Source organism: Brevundimonas sp. MF30-B, assembly GCF_004683885.1.
Classification (GTDB): Bacteria; Pseudomonadota; Alphaproteobacteria; order Caulobacterales; family Caulobacteraceae; genus Brevundimonas.
This window is the reverse complement of record NZ_CP038440.1, coordinates 798,104-814,587: the sequence shown is the minus strand read 5'-3', so window position 1 is coordinate 814,587 and position 16,484 is coordinate 798,104. Positions and strand designations below refer to the sequence as shown.

Sequence of the window (16,484 nt, the reverse complement as noted above, 5' to 3'; positions counted from 1 at the left end):
CTATGGTTGTCGTCAGGTCGACGGCTGTGCGAACATCCCCGCAGGCTGAGTCGGGGCAAGCATGAATTCGGGGCGATCGCAGGAGATGGAAGCCGCCTTCGGTCAAGCCGTCGATCGCCGCGACCTGCGGATCGCCGTAATAGGTCTGGGTTACGTGGGCTTGCCGCTGCTAATCCGTCTGGGAGGCCTGGGCTTCCCCGTCCTCGGGCTCGACGCAAGCGCCGAAAGGCTGGCGCTGATCGCGGACGGGCGGTCGCCGATCAGGCATATTCCCGACGCCGAAGTGCAAGGCCTGATCGACGCAGGATGCCGTTTCGGCGCGGACTATGCCGATACGGCGACGGCCGATGTGATCATTGTCTGCGTGCCGACCCCGCTCACCGCCAACCGCATTCCGGACATGAGCCACGTCGAGGCGGTCGCCCAAGGCCTGCGTCCTCACCTGCGGGCCGGCCAGATGATCGTGCTGGAATCGACCGTCTATCCCGGGGCTACCGAGGAGCATTTCCGACCCATCATCGAGGCGGCGGGCCTGGTCCCCGGGCGCGATGTCTGCCTGGCCTATTCGCCCGAGCGCGAGGATCCCGGCAATGCGGCCTATTCGATTCACAACACGCCCAAGGTCTGCGGCGGCCTGACGGAGACCTGCCTGGCCCGCGCCGCCGCCTTCTATGGCGCGATAAGCTCGCAGGTCGTGCCCGTTTCCAGCCTCAAGACCGCCGAGATGACCAAGCTGCTGGAGAACATCCACCGCTGCGTGAACATCGGTCTCGTCAATGAAATGAAGGTGGTGGCCGACCGGATGGGCGTGGACGTCCACGAGGTCATTTCGGCGGCGGCGACCAAGCCTTTCGGCTTCACCGCCTACTGGCCCGGCCCCGGGCTCGGCGGCCACTGCATCCCTATCGATCCCTACTACCTGAGCTGGAAGGCCCGCGAGTACGGGGTGGACACCCGTTTCGTCGAACTGGCCGGCCAGGTGAACGAGGCCATGACGGGCTTCGTCGTCGGCAAGGTGACCCTGGCTCTGAACGACCAGGGCCTTTCCGTGCGCGGCGCTCGGGTTCTTGTCTGCGGCCTCGCCTACAAGAAGAATGTGGACGATCTTCGCAAGTCGCCGGCGCTGCCCATCATCGATCAGCTGCGCGCGCTGGGCGCTCATCTGGAGTTCGACGATCGCTACGTCACCGAACTCAACCGGACCGAAGTTCCGTCTGATCTCCGTCAGGTGGATGTCGCCGTCGTCGGCGCTCAAGGCTACGACTGCGTAGTGCTGGTGACGGACCACGACTATTACGACTTCGACCGTCTCCTGAGCGAGGCGCCCGCGCTGGTGGACACTCGGGGCCGCTACCGGCGCGCCGCTCCCGGTCTTTACGGCGCCTGACGGGAGATCTCGTGGACGACGCCCAGATCGAACTTCTGATCCGCTTCTTCGATGTGGAATTCTACGAGAGGGCCAACCCCGACGTCGTCCTCTCGGGTGTCGATTCGCTGGATCACTGGATACGCTACGGCGAGACCGAAGGCCGCGCGCCTGCGCCCTGGTTCGACACCCAGGCCTACCGTGCCGAAGCGGGCCTGTTGCGGGAGCACAACGCCTTCCTGCATCTTCTGACCACCGACATCGCGAAAGCCCGGCGGATGCGGGCGGAATGGACGGAGCGACGGACCCTCGCCGAAGGCCTGCCACGCGCGCCCGTCCAGCCCTACTTCGCCCTGGCGCCGCAGCCGGGCGGCGCGCAGGCCGTCGTCTTCACCGCCGTGGCCGGATCACGGCAGGCCATGGTCCTGAACCAGACGCGCTGGTCTGACATGCGTCTGTTCGGCGACACGCCCCTGGACTACGAAGGCTGGACCTTCGCGCCCAGTCTTTACTGGGATCCGGCTCCGAAACGGGTGGCTCTGTTTCACAAATATGTCGCGCCGTCCCTGTTTCCGCAGGGGACCAAGCTCATCTGGGTGGATTCCCGCGTTTCCGTCGAGGCCGATGTCCTGGAGCGGATTTCCGCCGAGCTGGACGCCGCCGACCTGTGCGTCTTCAACCATTACGAACGGGACTGCGTCTACGACGAGCTGAAGGCCATCGTCGCGGCGGACCGCGCCAGGCCCGAAGAGGCGGCGGACTATGAGGCGCGGCTCAGGGCCGAGGATTTTCCCGCCCATGGCGGTCTGTTCGAGACCGGGGTTCTGGGCATGCGGACGGGGCCGACCCTGTGCCGGACCCTGTGCCGCGTCTTCGGCCTGGCGCGCCGTTACATCGCGCGCGATCAGGTGACCTTGCCTCTGGCTCTGCGCGACGCCGAGGTGCGCGTTCGGGTCTTCAATGAAGGGCGCACCAACCTTCGCGACACGCCCGGCGTGATGGTGCATCCGGCCTGGTGACCCCATGAACGCCTCATCCGAACCCCGGCTGCTCGTCGCCATTCCGGTGCACAATGCGATAGGCGTGGCCCGGCGCGCGTTCGACTATCTGATCGACAGCGGCTTTCGCGCCGAGAACGTGACCGTCTTCGATGACGGATCGACCGACACCGGCTGGCGTGACCTGTCGCACCGGGTCAGGACCGCCGGCGGCGCCTATGAGCGCAGCGTCCTCAACCGCGGCTACACGGCGACGGCGAACCTCGCCCTTCAGGCGGGCGCGGACTTCACCCTGCTGATGAACTCGGACTGCCTGGTGCGCGCGCCGGACGTGACGGCCCTGCTGGAGACCGCCCGGGCCTTTCCGCTTCTGGCGAGCTTGGGGCCGCTTTCGAACAACGCCGAGGTACAGAGCGTGCGCCTGGCAGCGGACCGGTCCTGGCTGCATCTGTCAAACGCCGAGATCGCCGACGCCGTCGAAGTGCTGAGCACTCGCCTGGCCTGGACCTACGGCCGCAGACCGATCGCAGCCCCGTCGCTCAACGGTTTCTGCGCGCTTTGGCGGACGTCGGCGGTCGTGGAGGCCGGCGGCTTTGACGAGCACGCCTTTCCTCGCGGCTATGGCGAGGAGGACGACCTGTGCTTCCGCCTGGCGGAGGCAGGATGGACCACTGCCGTCGCGCCCTGGATTTTCGCGGTCCACTTCCGGTCTCAGAGCTTTGCCGCCGAGGAGCGGGGCCGCCTGCGCCCCCAGGCGATGGACGCGCTGAAGGCGCGGTACGGCGCGCGGTTCATCCAGGGCGTCATCGACCACTTGGACGCCCACCCGCTGTTCCAGCATCTCGGTCAGGCCGAAATCGATGACTGACGATGAAACCCTGGCCCGGCTTCGCGCGGGGGGCTTTCAGGCGCTCGACTGGGGCAGCAGCAAGGGCGGCTCCATGGACCATGTCGTCGATCGCTTCGGCTATGACCTCGTGGTCGGGATCGACCTCAGTCCCGACAAGAACCGCATGGCGCGACAGGGCGGCCACGTGATCATCGAGGCCGATGCGGTGGCCGTGGAGGTCGGCGAGGCCGTCGTCGAGGCCGGGTTTCTGTATCACTTCCTGGAGCATCTGCCGTCGATGCGAGAAGCCGAGACCGTGCTGGCCAAGGCGTGCCGGGCTTCGCGTCACGCGGTCTATGTGCGCCAGCCGATGTTCGGTGCGGACGAGCGGCTGCTGGAGCTGGGCCTTCGCTTCAGCTGGTCGACCTGGGCTTCGCATCCCAACCGCATGACGACGCTGGATTTCCATACGGTACTAAGAGCGCTCAGGGGCCAAGGCGTGCTGCGCGATTTTCGCATCGGCTATGGACATCCCGTAGCGACGACGATGGCCGAGTGCATCCTTCCATTGACCGCCGACCCTGAAGCCGCCGCCTACGACCAGAACCTCCACGACCCCAAGCCCGACCTGCCGCTGACAGGCGTCTATCGGGAAGTCTGCGTGGCCATCGCCTTGGACGACGCGTTTGACTTCGAGGCGGCGGGGCCGCGTCTTGACGTGGATCGCTGGATCTACGTCTCGCGCTGAGGCGCCAGGTCGCGGCGGGGCCGCTTGCCAGAGGCCGGGCCGGTCGCCATCTGGCCTCTTATGAGCATCACGTCTTCCGACACCGCTTCGCCCGGCTGGCACGGCACCACCATCCTGGCGGTGCGCAAGAACGGCCAGACCATCATCGCCGGCGACGGCCAGGTCTCCATGGGGCCGACAATCGTCAAGGGCGCGGCGCGCAAGGTCCGCGTGCTTTCGGGCGGCAAGGTGCTGGCCGGCTTCGCCGGGGCCACGGCCGACGCCTTCACCCTGATCGAGCGGCTTGAGGCCAAGCTGGAGCAGTATCCGGGCCAGCTGGCGCGGGCCTGCGTCGACCTGGCCAAGGACTGGCGCACCGACCGCTATCTGCGTCGTCTCGAGGCCATGCTGCTCGTGGCCGACAAGGACTCTATCTTCACCGTCACCGGGGTCGGCGATGTGCTGGAGCCGGAGCATGGCGTGGCCGCCGTCGGTTCGGGCGGCAACTACGCCCTGGCCGCCGCGCGGGCGCTGATCGATGAGAACACCGAGCTGGACGCCGAGGCCATCGCCCGCAAGGCCATGAAGATCGCGGCCGAGATCTGCGTCTACACCAACGGCAACCTGACGGTGGAGCGGTTGGGAGGCGTGGCGAATGGCGAGTGATGAGTGGCGAGTTCGCTCGCTTCAGCCGTCACGCCCGACCCACAGTTTCAGCGCCTGCATTCCGCCCCTTCTCACCACTCGCCACTCATCACTGGCCACTCCAAAATGACCGACCTCTCTCCCCGTGAAATCGTCTCCGAACTGGACCGCTTCATTGTCGGCCAGGACGACGCCAAGCGCGCCGTGGCCGTGGCCCTGCGCAATCGCTGGCGGCGCAAGCGCGTGCCCGAGGACCTGCGCGACGAGGTCACGCCCAAGAACATCCTGATGATCGGGCCCACGGGCGTGGGCAAGACCGAGATCGCGCGGCGCCTGGCGCGGCTCGCCGGCTCGCCCTTCCTGAAGGTGGAGGCCACGAAATTCACCGAGGTCGGCTATGTCGGCCGCGACGTCGATCAGATCATGCGGGACCTGGTCGAGAGCGCCTTGGTCATGGTGCGCGACAAGCGCCGGACCGGCGTGCGCGCCCGCGCCGAGGCGGCGGCCGAGGACCGCATTCTGGACTCCTTGGTCGGACCCGGCAGCCAGCCGGCTACCCGCGACGCCTTTAGAAAGAAGCTGCGCGCCGGCGAGCTGGACGACAAGGAGATCGAGATCGCCCTGGCCGACACCGCATCGCCCATGCAGGGACTGGACATTCCGGGCGGCAACGTCGGCCTGATCAACCTGTCCGAGATGCTGGGCAAGATGGGCGGGCAGAAGACCAAGACGGTCAAGATCCCCGTCCGCGACGCGGTCGCGCCCCTGGTCGCCGAAGAAGGCGACAAGCTGCTGGATCAGGACAGCCTGACCAAGGAGGCCCTGCTGCTGGCCGAGAACGAGGGCATCGTCTTCCTTGACGAGATCGACAAGGTCGCCGCGCGCCAGGGCGCGCAGGGCGGCGATGTCAGCCGCGAGGGCGTTCAGCGCGATCTGCTGCCACTGATCGAGGGCACGACGGTGTCGACCAAATACGGGCCGGTGAAGACCGACCACGTCCTGTTCATCGCCTCGGGCGCCTTCCATGTGGCCAAGCCGTCGGACCTGCTGCCCGAACTGCAGGGCCGTCTGCCGATCCGGGTCGAACTCAAGGCCCTGACGCGCGACGACTTCCGCCGCATCCTGACCGAGCCCGAGGCCAATCTGATCCGCCAGAACCAGGCGCTGCTGGCGACCGAGGACGTGACGCTGGAGTTCACGCCCGACGGCGTGGACGCCCTGGCGGATGCGGCGGTCGCGGCCAATGGCGCGGTCGAGAACATCGGCGCGCGGCGGCTTCAGACCGTGATCGAGCGCGTGCTTGAAGAGACCAGTTTCAAGGCCTCTGACCTGTCAGGTCAGACCCTGGTCTTCGACGGCGAGAAGGTGCGCGAGAAGATCGGCGACCTGGCCAAGGACGCCGATCTCAGCCGCTATATCCTATAGCGCGTGGGCTGAAGGCGAGGGCTCAGGCCAGCGCCTTCAGCTTGTCGACCAGGTCGGTCTTCTCCCACGAGAAGCCGCCGTCCGCGTCGGGCTCGCGGCCGAAGTGGCCGTAGGCGGCGGTGCGGGCGTAGATGGGCTTGTTCAGGCCCAGGTGCTCGCGGATCGCGCGTGGCGTGGCGCCGCCGATCAGGCCCAGCAGTTCGCGCTCCAGCACGGCCTCGTCGATCCGGCCCGTATGGTGCAGATCGACGTGGATCGACTGGGGCTCGGCCACGCCGATGGCGTAGCTGATCTGGATGGTGCAGCGGTCCGCCAGACCGGCCGCAACCACGTTCTTGGCCAGGTAGCGGCAGGCGTAGGCCGCCGAACGGTCCACCTTGGTCGGATCCTTGCCCGAGAAGGCGCCGCCGCCGTGGGGCGCCGCGCCGCCGTAGGTGTCGACAATGATCTTGCGGCCAGTCAGGCCGGTATCGCCGTCCGGTCCGCCGATCTCGAAGATGCCGGTGGGGTTGATGTGCCAGACGGTCTTCTCGTCGGTGAAGCCCTCGGGCAGGACCTCCAGGATCAGCGGCTTGACGAAGGCGGCGACGGCGTCGGCCTTGCCCTTGGCGTGCTGGGTCGACAGCACGATCGAGGTGGCGCGCACCGGCTTGCCGTCCTCGTAAAGGATCGTGACCTGGCTCTTGGCGTCGGGCTCCAGAAGGGTGCCGCCGGCGTGGCGCACTTCGGCCAGCTTCTTCAGTATGTTGTGGCTGTAGGCCAAGGTCGCCGGCATCAGCTCGGGCGTTTCGTTCGAGGCGTAGCCGAACATGATGCCCTGGTCGCCCGCGCCCTCGTCCTTGTTGTCGGCGGCGTCGACGCCGACGGCGATGTCGACCGACTGGCCATGCAGATAGTTCGAGAACTCGAAGGTGTTCCAGTGGAACTGGTCCTGCTCATAGCCGACGTCGCGCACGGCGGCGCGGACGGCCTGTTCGATCTCGGCTTCGATGCCATCGGCCCAGGTGCCGTTCTCCCAGATGCCCTTGCCCCGGATTTCGCCGGCCAGGACCACGCGGTTGGTGGTGGTCAGGCACTCGCAGGCCACGCGGGCCTCCGGGTCGCGGGCCAGGAACAGATCCACCACCGTATCGGAGATGCGGTCTGCGACCTTGTCGGGGTGACCTTCCGAGACGCTCTCGGAGGTGAAGAGGAAGGACGTACGGGCCAAGGCAGGCTCCTGCTGTCGACGTGGCCCGCAGACATATAAAGATATGCTTATGTCTTCAAGAGAGCGCGCGGGATCGTGAAAAGCGCGATGAGCGCCAAGGCCGCCGACTTGGCGATCGCGCCGATCAGAAAGGGCTGAACGCCCCCGCTCCACGCCGCCTGAGCGTCGATCGTCTGAGTTAACCAGACCCATCCCAGGCCCAGGATCAGGACGTGGCCAGCCAGGCCGGCGATGAAGGCGAGGCGTCTCGGCTTTCTCCTGGCGATCAGGGCCGCCGCGACGGCGGCGATGGGGAAGCCGATCAGATAGCCGGCCGTCGGTCCGGTGAGGGCGTGCCAGCCGCTCGATCCGCCCGCGAACACGGGCGCGCCGAGGGCGCCCGCCGTCAGATAGAGCAGGCTGGCGGCCAGACCGATGCGCCAGCCGCCAAGGACGCCAGCCGCCAGGACGGCGAGACTCTGCAGCGACATCGGCACGGGATGCATGGGCACGTCGAGCTGCGCGCCGACCGCGATCATAACGCCCCCGATCAGCGTCCAGATGATCAAGGCCGGCGCCGATCGTCTCATGGGTTCAGGCGATCAGGCTTCGCCCAGACAGCGCAGGGCGACCTCGAGGTTGCGCAGTCCGTCCTCGCCCGTCACGGCCGGGGACTCGCCGGTGCGGATGGCGTGGGCGAAGGCTTCGAGCTCCTTCTTCAGAGGCTCGTTGGGCCAGCTCATCAGGCCGCGGGTCGAATAGCTGCCGTCCGGCTGCTGGCCGAAATACTCGGTGACCTGGCGCGTCATCAGGTCGGCGACGACGAACTTGCCCTTGGTCGCCACCTGCAGGGTGCGGGTCTTGTAGGGGGTGACCCAGTTGGTGGTGATGTGGGCGATCACCCCGTTGTCGAGCCGGAATTGCAGCAGGGCGGTGTCCTCGCGCTCGGCCTTGGTGCGGGCCAGCTGCGGCTGGACGTCGACGATCTCGGCCCCCGTCAGGTGGCGGATGATGTCGATGTCGTGCACCGCCAGGTCGATGACGACCCCGACCTCGCCCATGCGCGGCGGAAACGGGCCGACGCGGGTGATCTGGATGGAGATGACGTCTTCGTCGGCGATGGCGCGCTTGACCGCCTCGACCGCCGGGTTGAAGCGCTCGACCTGGCCGACCATCAGCACGCGGTCGTTGGCCCTGGCCGCGTCGATCATGCGCTGGGCGTCGGCGACGGTGGCGGCGATCGGCTTTTCAACCAGGACGTGGACGCCCTTTTCCAGCAGGGCGACGCTGAGATCGGCGTGGGTGCGGTTGGGCGTGGCGACGACGGCGGCGTCCAGCCCGGCGTCGACGAAGGCTTCGACGCTGGCGACGCCGGTCGCCTCATAGGCGGCCGCGACCCCTTCGGCCGTCACGGCGTCGGCGTCCAGAATGTGGGTCAGGCGGAAGTCCCGGGTCTCGGCCAGCACCCGGGCGTGGTTGCGCCCCATGACGCCGGCGCCGGCGACGCCCACCTTGATCGGGGTCTGGGTCATGCGGCTTGTCCCTTGAAGGTGGCGACGGCGTCGATGATGCGGGCCTGCGTCGCCTCGTCCAGATCGGCGTGCATGGGCAGGCTGATGACCACGTCCTTCAGACGCTCGGTCACCGGCAGGCCGCCTTCGCCGCGCGGAAAGTGCTCATAGGCCGGCTGAAGGTGCAGCGGGATCGGATAGTAGACGGCAGTGGGCACGCCCTTATCCTTCAAGTGCGCGGCCAGGGCGTCGCGGTCGGAGTGTTCGATCGTGTACTGGGCCCAGTTGGAGACGTTTCCGGCCGGCACGTCGGGCACCTTGGCCACGTGCGGACGCAGGGCTTCGTTGTATCGCGCGGCGATGCGGTTGCGCCATTCGATCTCGTCGGCGAACACCTTCAGCTTCTCAATCAGGACGGCGGCCTGGATGGTGTCCAGACGGCTGTTCAGGCCAATGCGCATGTTCAGGTATTTGGGGTCGTGGTCGAAGGTGCGGTCCTTCAGGTCCACCGCCACGGCCTTGCCGTGCACGCGCACGGAATCGATCAGCTGGGCCAACTCGTCGTCATTGGTCAGCACCGCCCCGCCGTCGCCGTAGCAACCCAGCGGCTTGGCCGGAAAGAAGCTGGTGGTGGTGATGTCGGCCCACTTCAGCGGATGGTCGCCGCCCAAGGTGCAGCCGAAGCCCTGGGCCGAATCCGCGATCAGCTTCAGCCCGTGCTTGTCGCAGATCGCCTTGATGGCCGGATATTCGGCCGGCTGGCCGAACAGATCCACGGCGATAACCACGCGCGGCGTCAGTCGCCCCTCGGCCTTGATGCCGTCGATGGCGCGCTCCAGAGCGGCCGGATCCATGTTGTAGGTGTTCTCGTCGACATCGACGAAGACAGGTTCGGCGTCGAACCAAGGCACGATCTCGGCGGTGGCGGCGAAGGTGAAGCTGGGGACGAAGACCGCATCGCCGCGGCCGATGCCCCACGCCATCAGCGGCAGGGCCAGGGCATCCGTGCCGTTGGCGCAGCCGAGGGCGTGCTTGGCGCGGCCGAAGGCGGCCAGGTCGGCCTCGAACTGGCGCACCTGCGGCCCCATGACCCAGGCGCCGCCGACCACGGCCTCCTGAACGGCGGCCTCGATCTTGCCGCCGAGGCGAAGGCGCTGGGCCTGAAGGTCGATGAAGGGCAGGGTCATGACGGGATTTCTCCGGCGGCGGCTGGGGCGCGTCTGTCGGCGCGGGCGCGGAAACTTCGCTTGCAGGCAAGTCGGGGGCGCTTGCTAGCAAGCCGGGCGACGAAGACCAAATCCGCGCGGCTCACTTCGCGTTGCGTCTCGCAACAATGCGTCCGCTTGGCAAAGCCGGGAAGCCCGCCTAATCGAAAGCGGTGACGACACTGACTGACGCCCGCGAAAAGGCCCGCGCCTGGTTGTTCGACCAGGCCTTGCCGCTGTGGGCGGACCGGGGCGTCGACGCGGACGGCCGCTTTCACGAGGCGCTGCAGTTCGACGGCCGTCCCATCACCGGCGTCGCGCGTCGGACCCGCGTTCAGGCGCGGCAGGTCTACGTTTTCTGCGAGGCGGCTTCGTTGGGCTGGACCCAAGCCGAGCCCTTGGCCCGGCGCGGGCTGGACGGGCTGATCGCGACGTGTCGCCGCGAAGACGGCCTGTGGCGGCTGACCACGGACGACGCCGGCCAGGCGCTGGACGAACGCCCCGACCTCTATGACCAGGCGTTCGTGCTGTTCGCCCTGGCCGCCGCGCACCGGGTGCTGGGCGATCCGCGTGCGCTGGATCTGGCGCGCCAGACCCTGGCCGCGATCGACGCCGTGATGCGCGAACCCGGCGGCGGCTGGAGCGAATGCCTGCCGCCGGTCCTGCCGCGTCGGCAGAACCCGCACATGCACCTGCTCGAGGCCTTGCTGGCCTGGCTCGAGATGGCGCCCGACGACACTATGCGCGCCTACGCCTCGACGGTTCTGGATCTGTTTCACCAGCGCTTCTTCGACGTCCGCACAGGCACGCTGGGAGAGTATTTCGACGCCCGCCTGGCCGTGGCTCAGGGGGCGCCTGGCCAGGTGGTCGAGCCAGGCCATCACTTCGAATGGGTGTGGCTGCTGAACCGGGCGCGGCGGGCCGGTCTGCCGGTGCGCGACGCCGACCAGCCGCTGCTGGAGACCGCCCTCTCGCGGGGCCTGGACGCGCAGGGGTTTGTCGTGCGCGAGATCGATCGACGCGCTGACGTCATCGACGGCGGGCGTCGGCTTTGGGCCCAGACCGAGGGCCTGCGCACGCTCGCCCTCGTAGGCGCCGAGGGGCGGTTCGGGCCGCTGTTCGACGGCGTGTTCGCCACCCATCTGGCCACTGCGGTTCCCGGGTTGTGGACCGACAGCTACGACGCTCAGGGTCGCAGCGCCGACCGCACCGTGCCCGCCTCGACCTTCTATCATCTGATGACCGCCTTTTCGGCCCTGATCCGAGAGCCGGCCCGCGCATGAGCCGCCCGGCCGCCTTCCTGGATCGCGACGGCGTCCTGATCGAGGACGTCGGCTATCCGCATCGCCCCGATCAGCTGCGCCTGACCCCGGGGGCCGGCGCCGCCGTCGCGCGGTTGAAGGCGGCGGGCTATGTCACCGTCATCGTCACCAACCAGTCGGGAGTGGCGCGCGGCTATTTCAGCCTGGAGCAGATGCAGGCCTTCAACGCCCTGTTGCTGGAGCGGCTGGCTCAGGACGGGGGCGTGGTCGACGCCGTCTACGCCTGTCCCTACCACGCCGACGCGGCCGACCCGCAGTGGCGCCACCCCGACCATCCCGACCGCAAGCCCAACCCCGGCATGATCCTGCGCGCCGTGGCGGATCATGATCTCGATCCCGCGCGTTCGCTGATGATTGGCGACCAGCCCAGCGACCTGGAGGCCGCGCGTCGCGCCGATGTGGCGGGCCATCTGTTTCAGGGCGGCGATCTGGACGCCTTTGTCGCCCGCATCCTTGCCCAGCCCTCGGGCAGCACATAGGTCGCCCCCTTCAGACGCGGCCGCCGACCGCCGCCCCGAACCCCGGAGACCTCGCCATGTCCGCCTTCGTCGATCGCCGCTGGACGTCTCATGACGGCCTGAGCCTGCACGCGCGAGACTACGCCCCGGCCGCCGGTCCCGCCCGCCTGCCGGTCATCGCGATCCATGGTCTGACCCGCAACGCCGCTGACTTCGAGGTCATCGCGCCCCTGATCGCCCAGAGCGGTCGTCGCGTCCTTGCGGTGGATGTGCGTGGGCGGGGGGGTTCGGACCGGGCGCCGGATCCCATGACCTATACGCCCGACATTTACGCGCGGGACATCCAGTCCCTGCTGGTGCAGGCGGGCATCGAGCGGGCGGTGTTCCTGGGCACCTCCATGGGTGGGCTGATCACCATGGCGCTGGCGGCGCAGCGCTCGAAGGTGATCGCTGCGGCCATCCTGAACGACGTCGGACCGGAAGTGGCCAAGGAAGGCCTGGCGCGCATCGCCGCCTATGCCGGCAAGCCGGTCGAGATCAATTCCTGGGCCGACGCCGCCGCCTACGCCAAACAGATCAACGCCGCCGCCCTGCCGCACTACACCGACGCGGACTGGGAAGCCTTCGCGCGCCGGACGTTCCGCGAGGGGACGGAGGGCGCGCCCGTGCTGGACTATGACCCCGACATCTCGGTTCCGATCAAGGCGGCGGGCGCCAAGGCGCTGGTCCCGAACCTGTGGCCGATGTTCCGCCGCCTGACGCGCGGGCGGCCGGTGCTGTTGATCCGGGGCCAGTCCTCGGACCTGCTGAGCGAGGAGATCGCCGTCAAGATGCGCAAGGCCGCGCGCAAGATGGTCTTCGCCGAAATTTCCGGGGTCGGCCACGCCCCCATGCTGGACGAGGCCGAATCGCGCTCGGCCATATTCCAGTTTCTGGCTGAGGTTCCCTGAAGGGGTCTAGTCGCGCAGCAGTTCGTTGACGCCGGTCTTGGCCCGGGTCTGGGCGTCGACGCGCTTGACGATGACGGCGCAGTACAGCGACGGCCCGCCCTTGGGATCGGGCAGCGAGCCCGGCACCACGACGGAATAGGCCGGCACTTCGCCGCGGAACACTTCGCCCGTCGCGCGGTCCACGATCTTGGTCGAGGCCGACAGATAGACGCCCATGGCCAGGACGGCGCCCTCGCGCACGATCACGCCCTCGGCCACCTCGGCGCGGGCGCCGATGAAACAGCCGTCCTCGATGATGGTCGGATTGGCCTGCAGGGGCTCCAGCACGCCGCCGATGCCGGCGCCGCCCGACAGGTGGACGTTCTTGCCGATCTGGGCGCACGAGCCGACCGTGGCCCAGGCGTCGACCATCGACCCCTCGTCGACATAGGCGCCGATGTTCACGAAGCTGGGCATCAGCACGACGTTCCGGCCGACGTAGGCTCCCTTGCGGACGATCGCGCCAGGCACCGAGCGGAAGCCGGCGTCCCGATAGTCGCTGGCGGTCCAGTCGCCGAACTTGTTGGGCACCTTGTCCCAGAAGGGACCGACGCCCGGAGCAGCGCTGGTCGGGCCCCGGTCGCCGGCGCGCAGGATGACGTTGTCGTTCAGGCGGAAGGACAGCAGCACCGCCTTCTTCAGCCATTGATGCGTGGTCCAGACGCCGTCGGCGCCGCGCGAGGCGACCCGCGCCTGGCCCGAGTCCAGCAGTTCCAGCGCGCTTTCGACGGCGTCGCGGACCTCGCCGTGGGTGGAGGCGGACACGGCGGCGCGGTCTTCCCACGCGGCCTCGATGACGGATTCGAGATGGGTCAGGTCGGTCATGCAGCGGCCTCGGTGAAGGTTAGATCGGTCAGGAAATCGAGCAGATAGGGCGCGATGTGGTCGATGTGGTCGCCCAGCGGCTTGCCGTGGCCGTCGCCGATCAGCACGGTCGCCATCCCCATCGCCTTTGCCGGCTCCAGGTTCCTGGGCGTGTCCTCGAAGAAGCAGGCCGAGCGCGGTTCGAAACCGAAGCGTTCGATCACGCGGCGAAAGGCCGAGGGCGCCGGCTTGGGCGTCAGGTCGCCGTCCTCGATGGCGAAGACGCCGTCGAAGCAGTGGGCGATGCCGATCCGGTCCAGCACGCGATGGGCGTAGCTCCGCGCGCCATTGGTGAAGACGTAGCGCTTGCCGGGCAGGCGCATCAGCTGATCGGCCAGCCGCGGATTGGGCTCGACGCCGTCCAGCGGCACGTCATGCACGACCTCCAGAAAGTCGTCGGAGTCGATCGTGTAGTTGGCCATCAGCCCGGCCAGGGTCGTGCCGTGTTCGTCAAGGAACTGGCGTTGGAGCACGCCGGCCTCTTCGGGCGCCATGCCGACGGCCTCGACGACATAGCCGTTGATCCGCGCCTGGACGAGCGACATCAGACCCTGTTCGCGCGGGTACAGGGTGTCGTCCATGTCGAACACCCAGGTCCGGACGTGGTCCAGACCGGTCAAGACGCCTTCACCAGGGTGCCGGCGCCGAACTGGGTGAACAACTCCACCAGCATGGCGTGGGGGCGGCGGCCGTCCAGGATGACCACGGCCTCGACGCCCGAGCGAACGGCCGCCATGGCGGTCTCCAGCTTGGGGATCATGCCGCCGGTGGCGACGCCCGTGTCGATCAGCGCCTGCGCCTCCTCCAGCGTCATCTGGCGGATGATCTGGCCGTCCGCGCCCTTGACGCCGGGCACGTCGGTCAGCAGCAGCATCCGCTTGGCGTCCAGCGATCCGGCGATGGCGCCGGCCACGGTGTCGGCGTTGACGTTGTAGGTCTGGCCGTCCTCGGCGACGCCGATCGGAGCGATGACCGGCACCCAGTCCTCGGTCTCGGACGCGATCAGGCCGGCGATCAGCTTGGGGTCCACCTTGGTGGGCTCGCCGACATAGCCCAGATCCACCTCATGTTCGATCATGCTGTCGGGATCGCGCTTGGTGCGGCGCGTTTTCTCGACCGTCAGCAGGCCGGCGTCCTTGCCCGACAGGCCCACGCCACGGACGTCGGCCTCCTTGCCCGCCATGGTGATCCAGTGGGCGATCTCCTTGTTGACCGCGCCCGACAGAACCATCTCGGCGACCTGCATGGTGTCAGGGTCGGTCACACGCAGGCCGTCCACGAAGCTGGATTTCACCCCGGCCTTGTCCAACATGGCGCTGATCTGCGGCCCGCCGCCGTGCACCACGACCGGGTTCACACCCATGAGCTTGAGCAGCACGACATCCGCGGCGAACTGCTTGGCCACGGCGCTTTCGCCCATGGCGTGGCCGCCGTATTTTATGACCACGGTCTCGCGGTCATAGACTTGGATGTACGGCAGGGCCTCGGCCAGCGTTTTGGCCGTCTCCCAGCTGCGTTCCTCGGATTGGCGCTCGTTCTCTTCCATCGGGCGCGAAATAGCGTCCGTCGGCCGTCGAGTCACCCTGAAACCCAGAGCGCTGTCGGTCGTTCAGCTTGCATGAGCGACACCGACATCGACGACCGCGGCCTGACGCCGGAAGATCCCGCCGATCCGGCCGCGCATCAGCACCCCGATCCGACCCTGTGTCCGGAATGTCAGGGCGTCGGCGCTCTGCCGTCCGGCGAGACCTGTCCGGTCTGCGAGGGCTCGGGCAAGGCGGTGGGGCGCACCGGCGGCGGTTAGGCGCCAAGCGGGTTGTGGCGCCGGCCCGGCGCGGTATGACAGGGCATGGCTCTTTATCCCGTGATCATGTGCGGCGGCGCCGGCACCCGTCTGTGGCCCGCCTCTCGGCCGTCGCGGCCCAAGCCGTTTCTGAAGTTGACCGGCGACCGGTCGCTGTTTCAGGAGACCGCGTTGCGCGTCGCGCCCTTGGCGGAGGGCGGACGGCTGATCGTTGTCGGCGGCCAAGCCCATGCGCGCTGGATCACTGACCAGCTTGCCGAGATCGGCGTCGAGGCCCAGATACTGCTGGAGCCGCAGGCCAGGGACTCAGGCCCCGCAATGGCCGCCGCCGCCGCGTGGACGCAGCGCGTCGATCCCGAGGGCGTCAACGCCTTCGTGGCTTCAGACCACCATATCCCTGATGCCTCGGCCTTCCGCGCCGCCGTGACCGAAGCGGCCGCCGAAGCCCAGCGTGGGCGCATTGTCACCCTGGGCGTGGCGCCGACATCGCCGGCTTCGGCCTACGGCTACATCAAGCCCGCAGGACGGGGCCTGTCGCGGGTCGAGGCCTTTGTGGAAAAGCCCGACGCCCAGACCGCCGGCCGCTACATCCTGGACGGCTATCTGTGGAACAGCGGCAACTTCATCGTCAGGGCCGCCACTCTGATCGAACAACTGCGCCGCCACGCGCCTGGCATGGCCGAGGCGACGGCCGCCGCCCTTCCGGTGTCGGAGAGTGATCAGATGCTCGGCCCAGCCTTCGCCGATGCGCCCAAACTGTCGATCGACTACGCCGTGATGGAAAAGACCGACCTCGCTTCGGTGCTGGAGGTCCACTTCCAGTGGTCCGACCTCGGCGCCTGGGACGCCTTGGCTGCGGTCGAATGCGGCGGCGGCGGACGTCGCATCCTGCAGGACGCCGAGGGGTGCGTGGTGCGTGCGGCGGAGGGAATGGTCGTGGCCGCCGTTGGCGTGCGAAACCTGGCCATAATCGCCGAACGCGACGCCGTTCTGGTCTGCGACCTGTCCGAGGCTCAAAATTTGAAGGGCGTGATCGAGGCCCTCAAGGGCGATGCGCCTCACCACCTTGATTTCCCCGAAGGCGCGGGCTGACACCTTTCGTCAATCACGACGCTTAACGCGATCTGCAGCTGTCATCTGCATCGTGGCGGC

The 16,484-nt window shown here is 68.0% G+C and carries 18 protein-coding genes; 11 read left to right on the top strand and 7 right to left on the bottom strand.

Translation table 11 applies throughout. The annotated features are described in order from the left end of the window. Positions 1-85: 85 nt before the first annotated feature. The 6 genes from E4M01_RS04185 (at position 86) to hslU (ending at position 5,990) form a co-directional block, all read left to right on the top strand. Positions 86-1,387 (top strand): nucleotide sugar dehydrogenase, encoded by a 1,302-nt coding sequence (locus E4M01_RS04185; protein ID WP_135062739.1) that lies wholly within the window; start codon positions 86-88, stop codon positions 1,385-1,387. A gap of 11 nt (positions 1,388-1,398) precedes the next feature. Next, positions 1,399-2,385: a glycosyltransferase domain-containing protein gene (locus E4M01_RS04180; protein ID WP_135062093.1), complete on the top strand. Its 987-nt coding sequence runs from the start codon at positions 1,399-1,401 to the stop codon at positions 2,383-2,385. A 4-nt stretch (positions 2,386-2,389) separates the two neighbouring features. Further along, a complete protein-coding gene (locus E4M01_RS04175) occupies positions 2,390-3,232 on the top strand; it encodes a glycosyltransferase family 2 protein (protein ID WP_135062094.1) in 843 nt (280 codons plus the stop codon). Further along, positions 3,225-3,941: a hypothetical protein gene (locus E4M01_RS04170; RefSeq protein WP_135062095.1), complete on the top strand. Its 717-nt coding sequence runs from the start codon at positions 3,225-3,227 to the stop codon at positions 3,939-3,941. The genes E4M01_RS04175 and E4M01_RS04170 overlap by 8 nt, the downstream gene beginning before the upstream one ends. Positions 3,942-4,001: 60 nt before the next feature. Then, positions 4,002-4,586, top strand: a complete 585-nt coding sequence (hslV, locus tag E4M01_RS04165; RefSeq protein WP_135062096.1) for an ATP-dependent protease subunit HslV — start codon at positions 4,002-4,004, stop codon at positions 4,584-4,586. A 105-nt stretch (positions 4,587-4,691) separates the two neighbouring features. Beyond that, positions 4,692-5,990: an ATP-dependent protease ATPase subunit HslU gene (gene hslU / locus E4M01_RS04160; protein WP_135062097.1), complete on the top strand. Its 1,299-nt coding sequence runs from the start codon at positions 4,692-4,694 to the stop codon at positions 5,988-5,990. Between the two features lie 22 nt (positions 5,991-6,012). Here hslU and metK read toward each other — a convergent pair whose 3' ends face one another. Genes metK through E4M01_RS04140 form a run of 4 tightly spaced genes read right to left on the bottom strand, consistent with a single transcriptional unit; the run spans position 6,013 to position 9,877 of the window. Beyond that, positions 6,013-7,200, bottom strand: a complete 1,188-nt coding sequence (gene metK / locus E4M01_RS04155; protein WP_135062098.1) for a methionine adenosyltransferase — start codon at positions 7,198-7,200, stop codon at positions 6,013-6,015. A 47-nt stretch (positions 7,201-7,247) separates the two neighbouring features. Further along, positions 7,248-7,748 carry a biotin transporter BioY gene (locus tag E4M01_RS04150; RefSeq protein ID WP_167765275.1) on the bottom strand — a complete coding sequence of 167 codons (501 nt, stop codon included), beginning with the start codon at positions 7,746-7,748 and terminating at the stop codon, positions 7,248-7,250. 33 nt (positions 7,749-7,781) lie between these two features. Beyond that, the gene (locus E4M01_RS04145; RefSeq protein WP_135062100.1) at positions 7,782-8,711 is read right to left on the bottom strand and encodes a Gfo/Idh/MocA family protein; all 930 of its coding nucleotides are present in this window, start codon (positions 8,709-8,711) and stop codon (positions 7,782-7,784) included. Continuing rightward, positions 8,708-9,877, bottom strand: coding sequence for a DegT/DnrJ/EryC1/StrS aminotransferase family protein (locus tag E4M01_RS04140; RefSeq protein WP_135062101.1), 1,170 nt, complete (start codon positions 9,875-9,877; stop codon positions 8,708-8,710). Before E4M01_RS04140 ends, E4M01_RS04145 begins: the two co-directional genes overlap by 4 nt. Positions 9,878-10,068: 191 nt before the next feature. Between E4M01_RS04140 and E4M01_RS04135 the strand changes: the two genes are divergently transcribed. From E4M01_RS04135 to E4M01_RS04125, 3 genes are read left to right on the top strand one after another with little or no spacing between them, the layout of a single operon-like run. Further along, positions 10,069-11,178, top strand: coding sequence for an AGE family epimerase/isomerase (locus tag E4M01_RS04135; RefSeq protein WP_135062102.1), 1,110 nt, complete (start codon positions 10,069-10,071; stop codon positions 11,176-11,178). Further along, positions 11,175-11,696 carry an HAD-IIIA family hydrolase gene (locus E4M01_RS04130; RefSeq protein ID WP_135062103.1) on the top strand — a complete coding sequence of 174 codons (522 nt, stop codon included), beginning with the start codon at positions 11,175-11,177 and terminating at the stop codon, positions 11,694-11,696. The genes E4M01_RS04135 and E4M01_RS04130 overlap by 4 nt, the downstream gene beginning before the upstream one ends. 56 nt (positions 11,697-11,752) lie before the next feature. Further along, positions 11,753-12,625, top strand: a complete 873-nt coding sequence (locus tag E4M01_RS04125) for an alpha/beta fold hydrolase (RefSeq protein WP_135062104.1) — start codon at positions 11,753-11,755, stop codon at positions 12,623-12,625. A 6-nt stretch (positions 12,626-12,631) separates the two neighbouring features. Here E4M01_RS04125 and dapD read toward each other — a convergent pair whose 3' ends face one another. The 3 genes from dapD to argB are packed head-to-tail and all read right to left on the bottom strand — an operon-like array spanning position 12,632 to position 15,074. Next, positions 12,632-13,489, bottom strand: coding sequence for a 2,3,4,5-tetrahydropyridine-2,6-dicarboxylate N-succinyltransferase (dapD, locus tag E4M01_RS04120; RefSeq protein ID WP_135062105.1), 858 nt, complete (start codon positions 13,487-13,489; stop codon positions 12,632-12,634). Next, a complete protein-coding gene (locus E4M01_RS04115) occupies positions 13,486-14,148 on the bottom strand; it encodes a pyrimidine 5'-nucleotidase (RefSeq protein WP_245158179.1) in 663 nt (220 codons plus the stop codon). Before E4M01_RS04115 ends, dapD begins: the two co-directional genes overlap by 4 nt. Then, complete coding sequence (gene argB, locus E4M01_RS04110) at positions 14,145-15,074, bottom strand: acetylglutamate kinase (RefSeq protein WP_135062106.1); 930 nt, start codon at positions 15,072-15,074, stop codon at positions 14,145-14,147. The genes E4M01_RS04115 and argB overlap by 4 nt, the downstream gene beginning before the upstream one ends. A gap of 72 nt (positions 15,075-15,146) precedes the next feature. On the opposite strand from argB, the gene E4M01_RS04105 reads away from it, so the two are divergent. Continuing rightward, positions 15,147-15,332 carry a hypothetical protein gene (locus E4M01_RS04105; protein WP_135062107.1) on the top strand — a complete coding sequence of 62 codons (186 nt, stop codon included), beginning with the start codon at positions 15,147-15,149 and terminating at the stop codon, positions 15,330-15,332. Positions 15,333-15,377: 45 nt separating this feature from the next. Next, positions 15,378-16,424, top strand: coding sequence for a mannose-1-phosphate guanylyltransferase (locus E4M01_RS04100; protein ID WP_135062108.1), 1,047 nt, complete (start codon positions 15,378-15,380; stop codon positions 16,422-16,424). Positions 16,425-16,484 lie beyond the last annotated feature (60 nt).

What these genes read in the sequence shown, in the direction of transcription:
- E4M01_RS04185 (WP_135062739.1), top strand. Translation starts at nt 86, where the DNA reads ATGGAAGCCGCCTTCGGTCAAGCCGTCGATCGCCGCGACCTGCGGATC.
- E4M01_RS04175 (WP_135062094.1), top strand. Translation starts at nt 2,390, where the DNA reads ATGAACGCCTCATCCGAACCCCGGCTGCTCGTCGCCATTCCGGTGCAC.
- E4M01_RS04170 (WP_135062095.1), top strand. Translation starts at nt 3,225, where the DNA reads ATGACTGACGATGAAACCCTGGCCCGGCTTCGCGCGGGGGGCTTTCAG.
- hslV (WP_135062096.1), top strand. Translation starts at nt 4,002, where the DNA reads ATGAGCATCACGTCTTCCGACACCGCTTCGCCCGGCTGGCACGGCACC.
- hslU (WP_135062097.1), top strand. Translation starts at nt 4,692, where the DNA reads ATGACCGACCTCTCTCCCCGTGAAATCGTCTCCGAACTGGACCGCTTC.
- E4M01_RS04145 (WP_135062100.1), bottom strand. Translation starts at nt 8,711, where the DNA reads ATGACCCAGACCCCGATCAAGGTGGGCGTCGCCGGCGCCGGCGTCATG.
- E4M01_RS04140 (WP_135062101.1), bottom strand. Translation starts at nt 9,877, where the DNA reads ATGACCCTGCCCTTCATCGACCTTCAGGCCCAGCGCCTTCGCCTCGGC.
- E4M01_RS04130 (WP_135062103.1), top strand. Translation starts at nt 11,175, where the DNA reads ATGAGCCGCCCGGCCGCCTTCCTGGATCGCGACGGCGTCCTGATCGAG.
- E4M01_RS04125 (WP_135062104.1), top strand. Translation starts at nt 11,753, where the DNA reads ATGTCCGCCTTCGTCGATCGCCGCTGGACGTCTCATGACGGCCTGAGC.
- dapD (WP_135062105.1), bottom strand. Translation starts at nt 13,489, where the DNA reads ATGACCGACCTGACCCATCTCGAATCCGTCATCGAGGCCGCGTGGGAA.
- argB (WP_135062106.1), bottom strand. Translation starts at nt 15,074, where the DNA reads ATGGAAGAGAACGAGCGCCAATCCGAGGAACGCAGCTGGGAGACGGCC.
- E4M01_RS04105 (WP_135062107.1), top strand. Translation starts at nt 15,147, where the DNA reads ATGAGCGACACCGACATCGACGACCGCGGCCTGACGCCGGAAGATCCC.
- E4M01_RS04100 (WP_135062108.1), top strand. Translation starts at nt 15,378, where the DNA reads ATGGCTCTTTATCCCGTGATCATGTGCGGCGGCGCCGGCACCCGTCTG.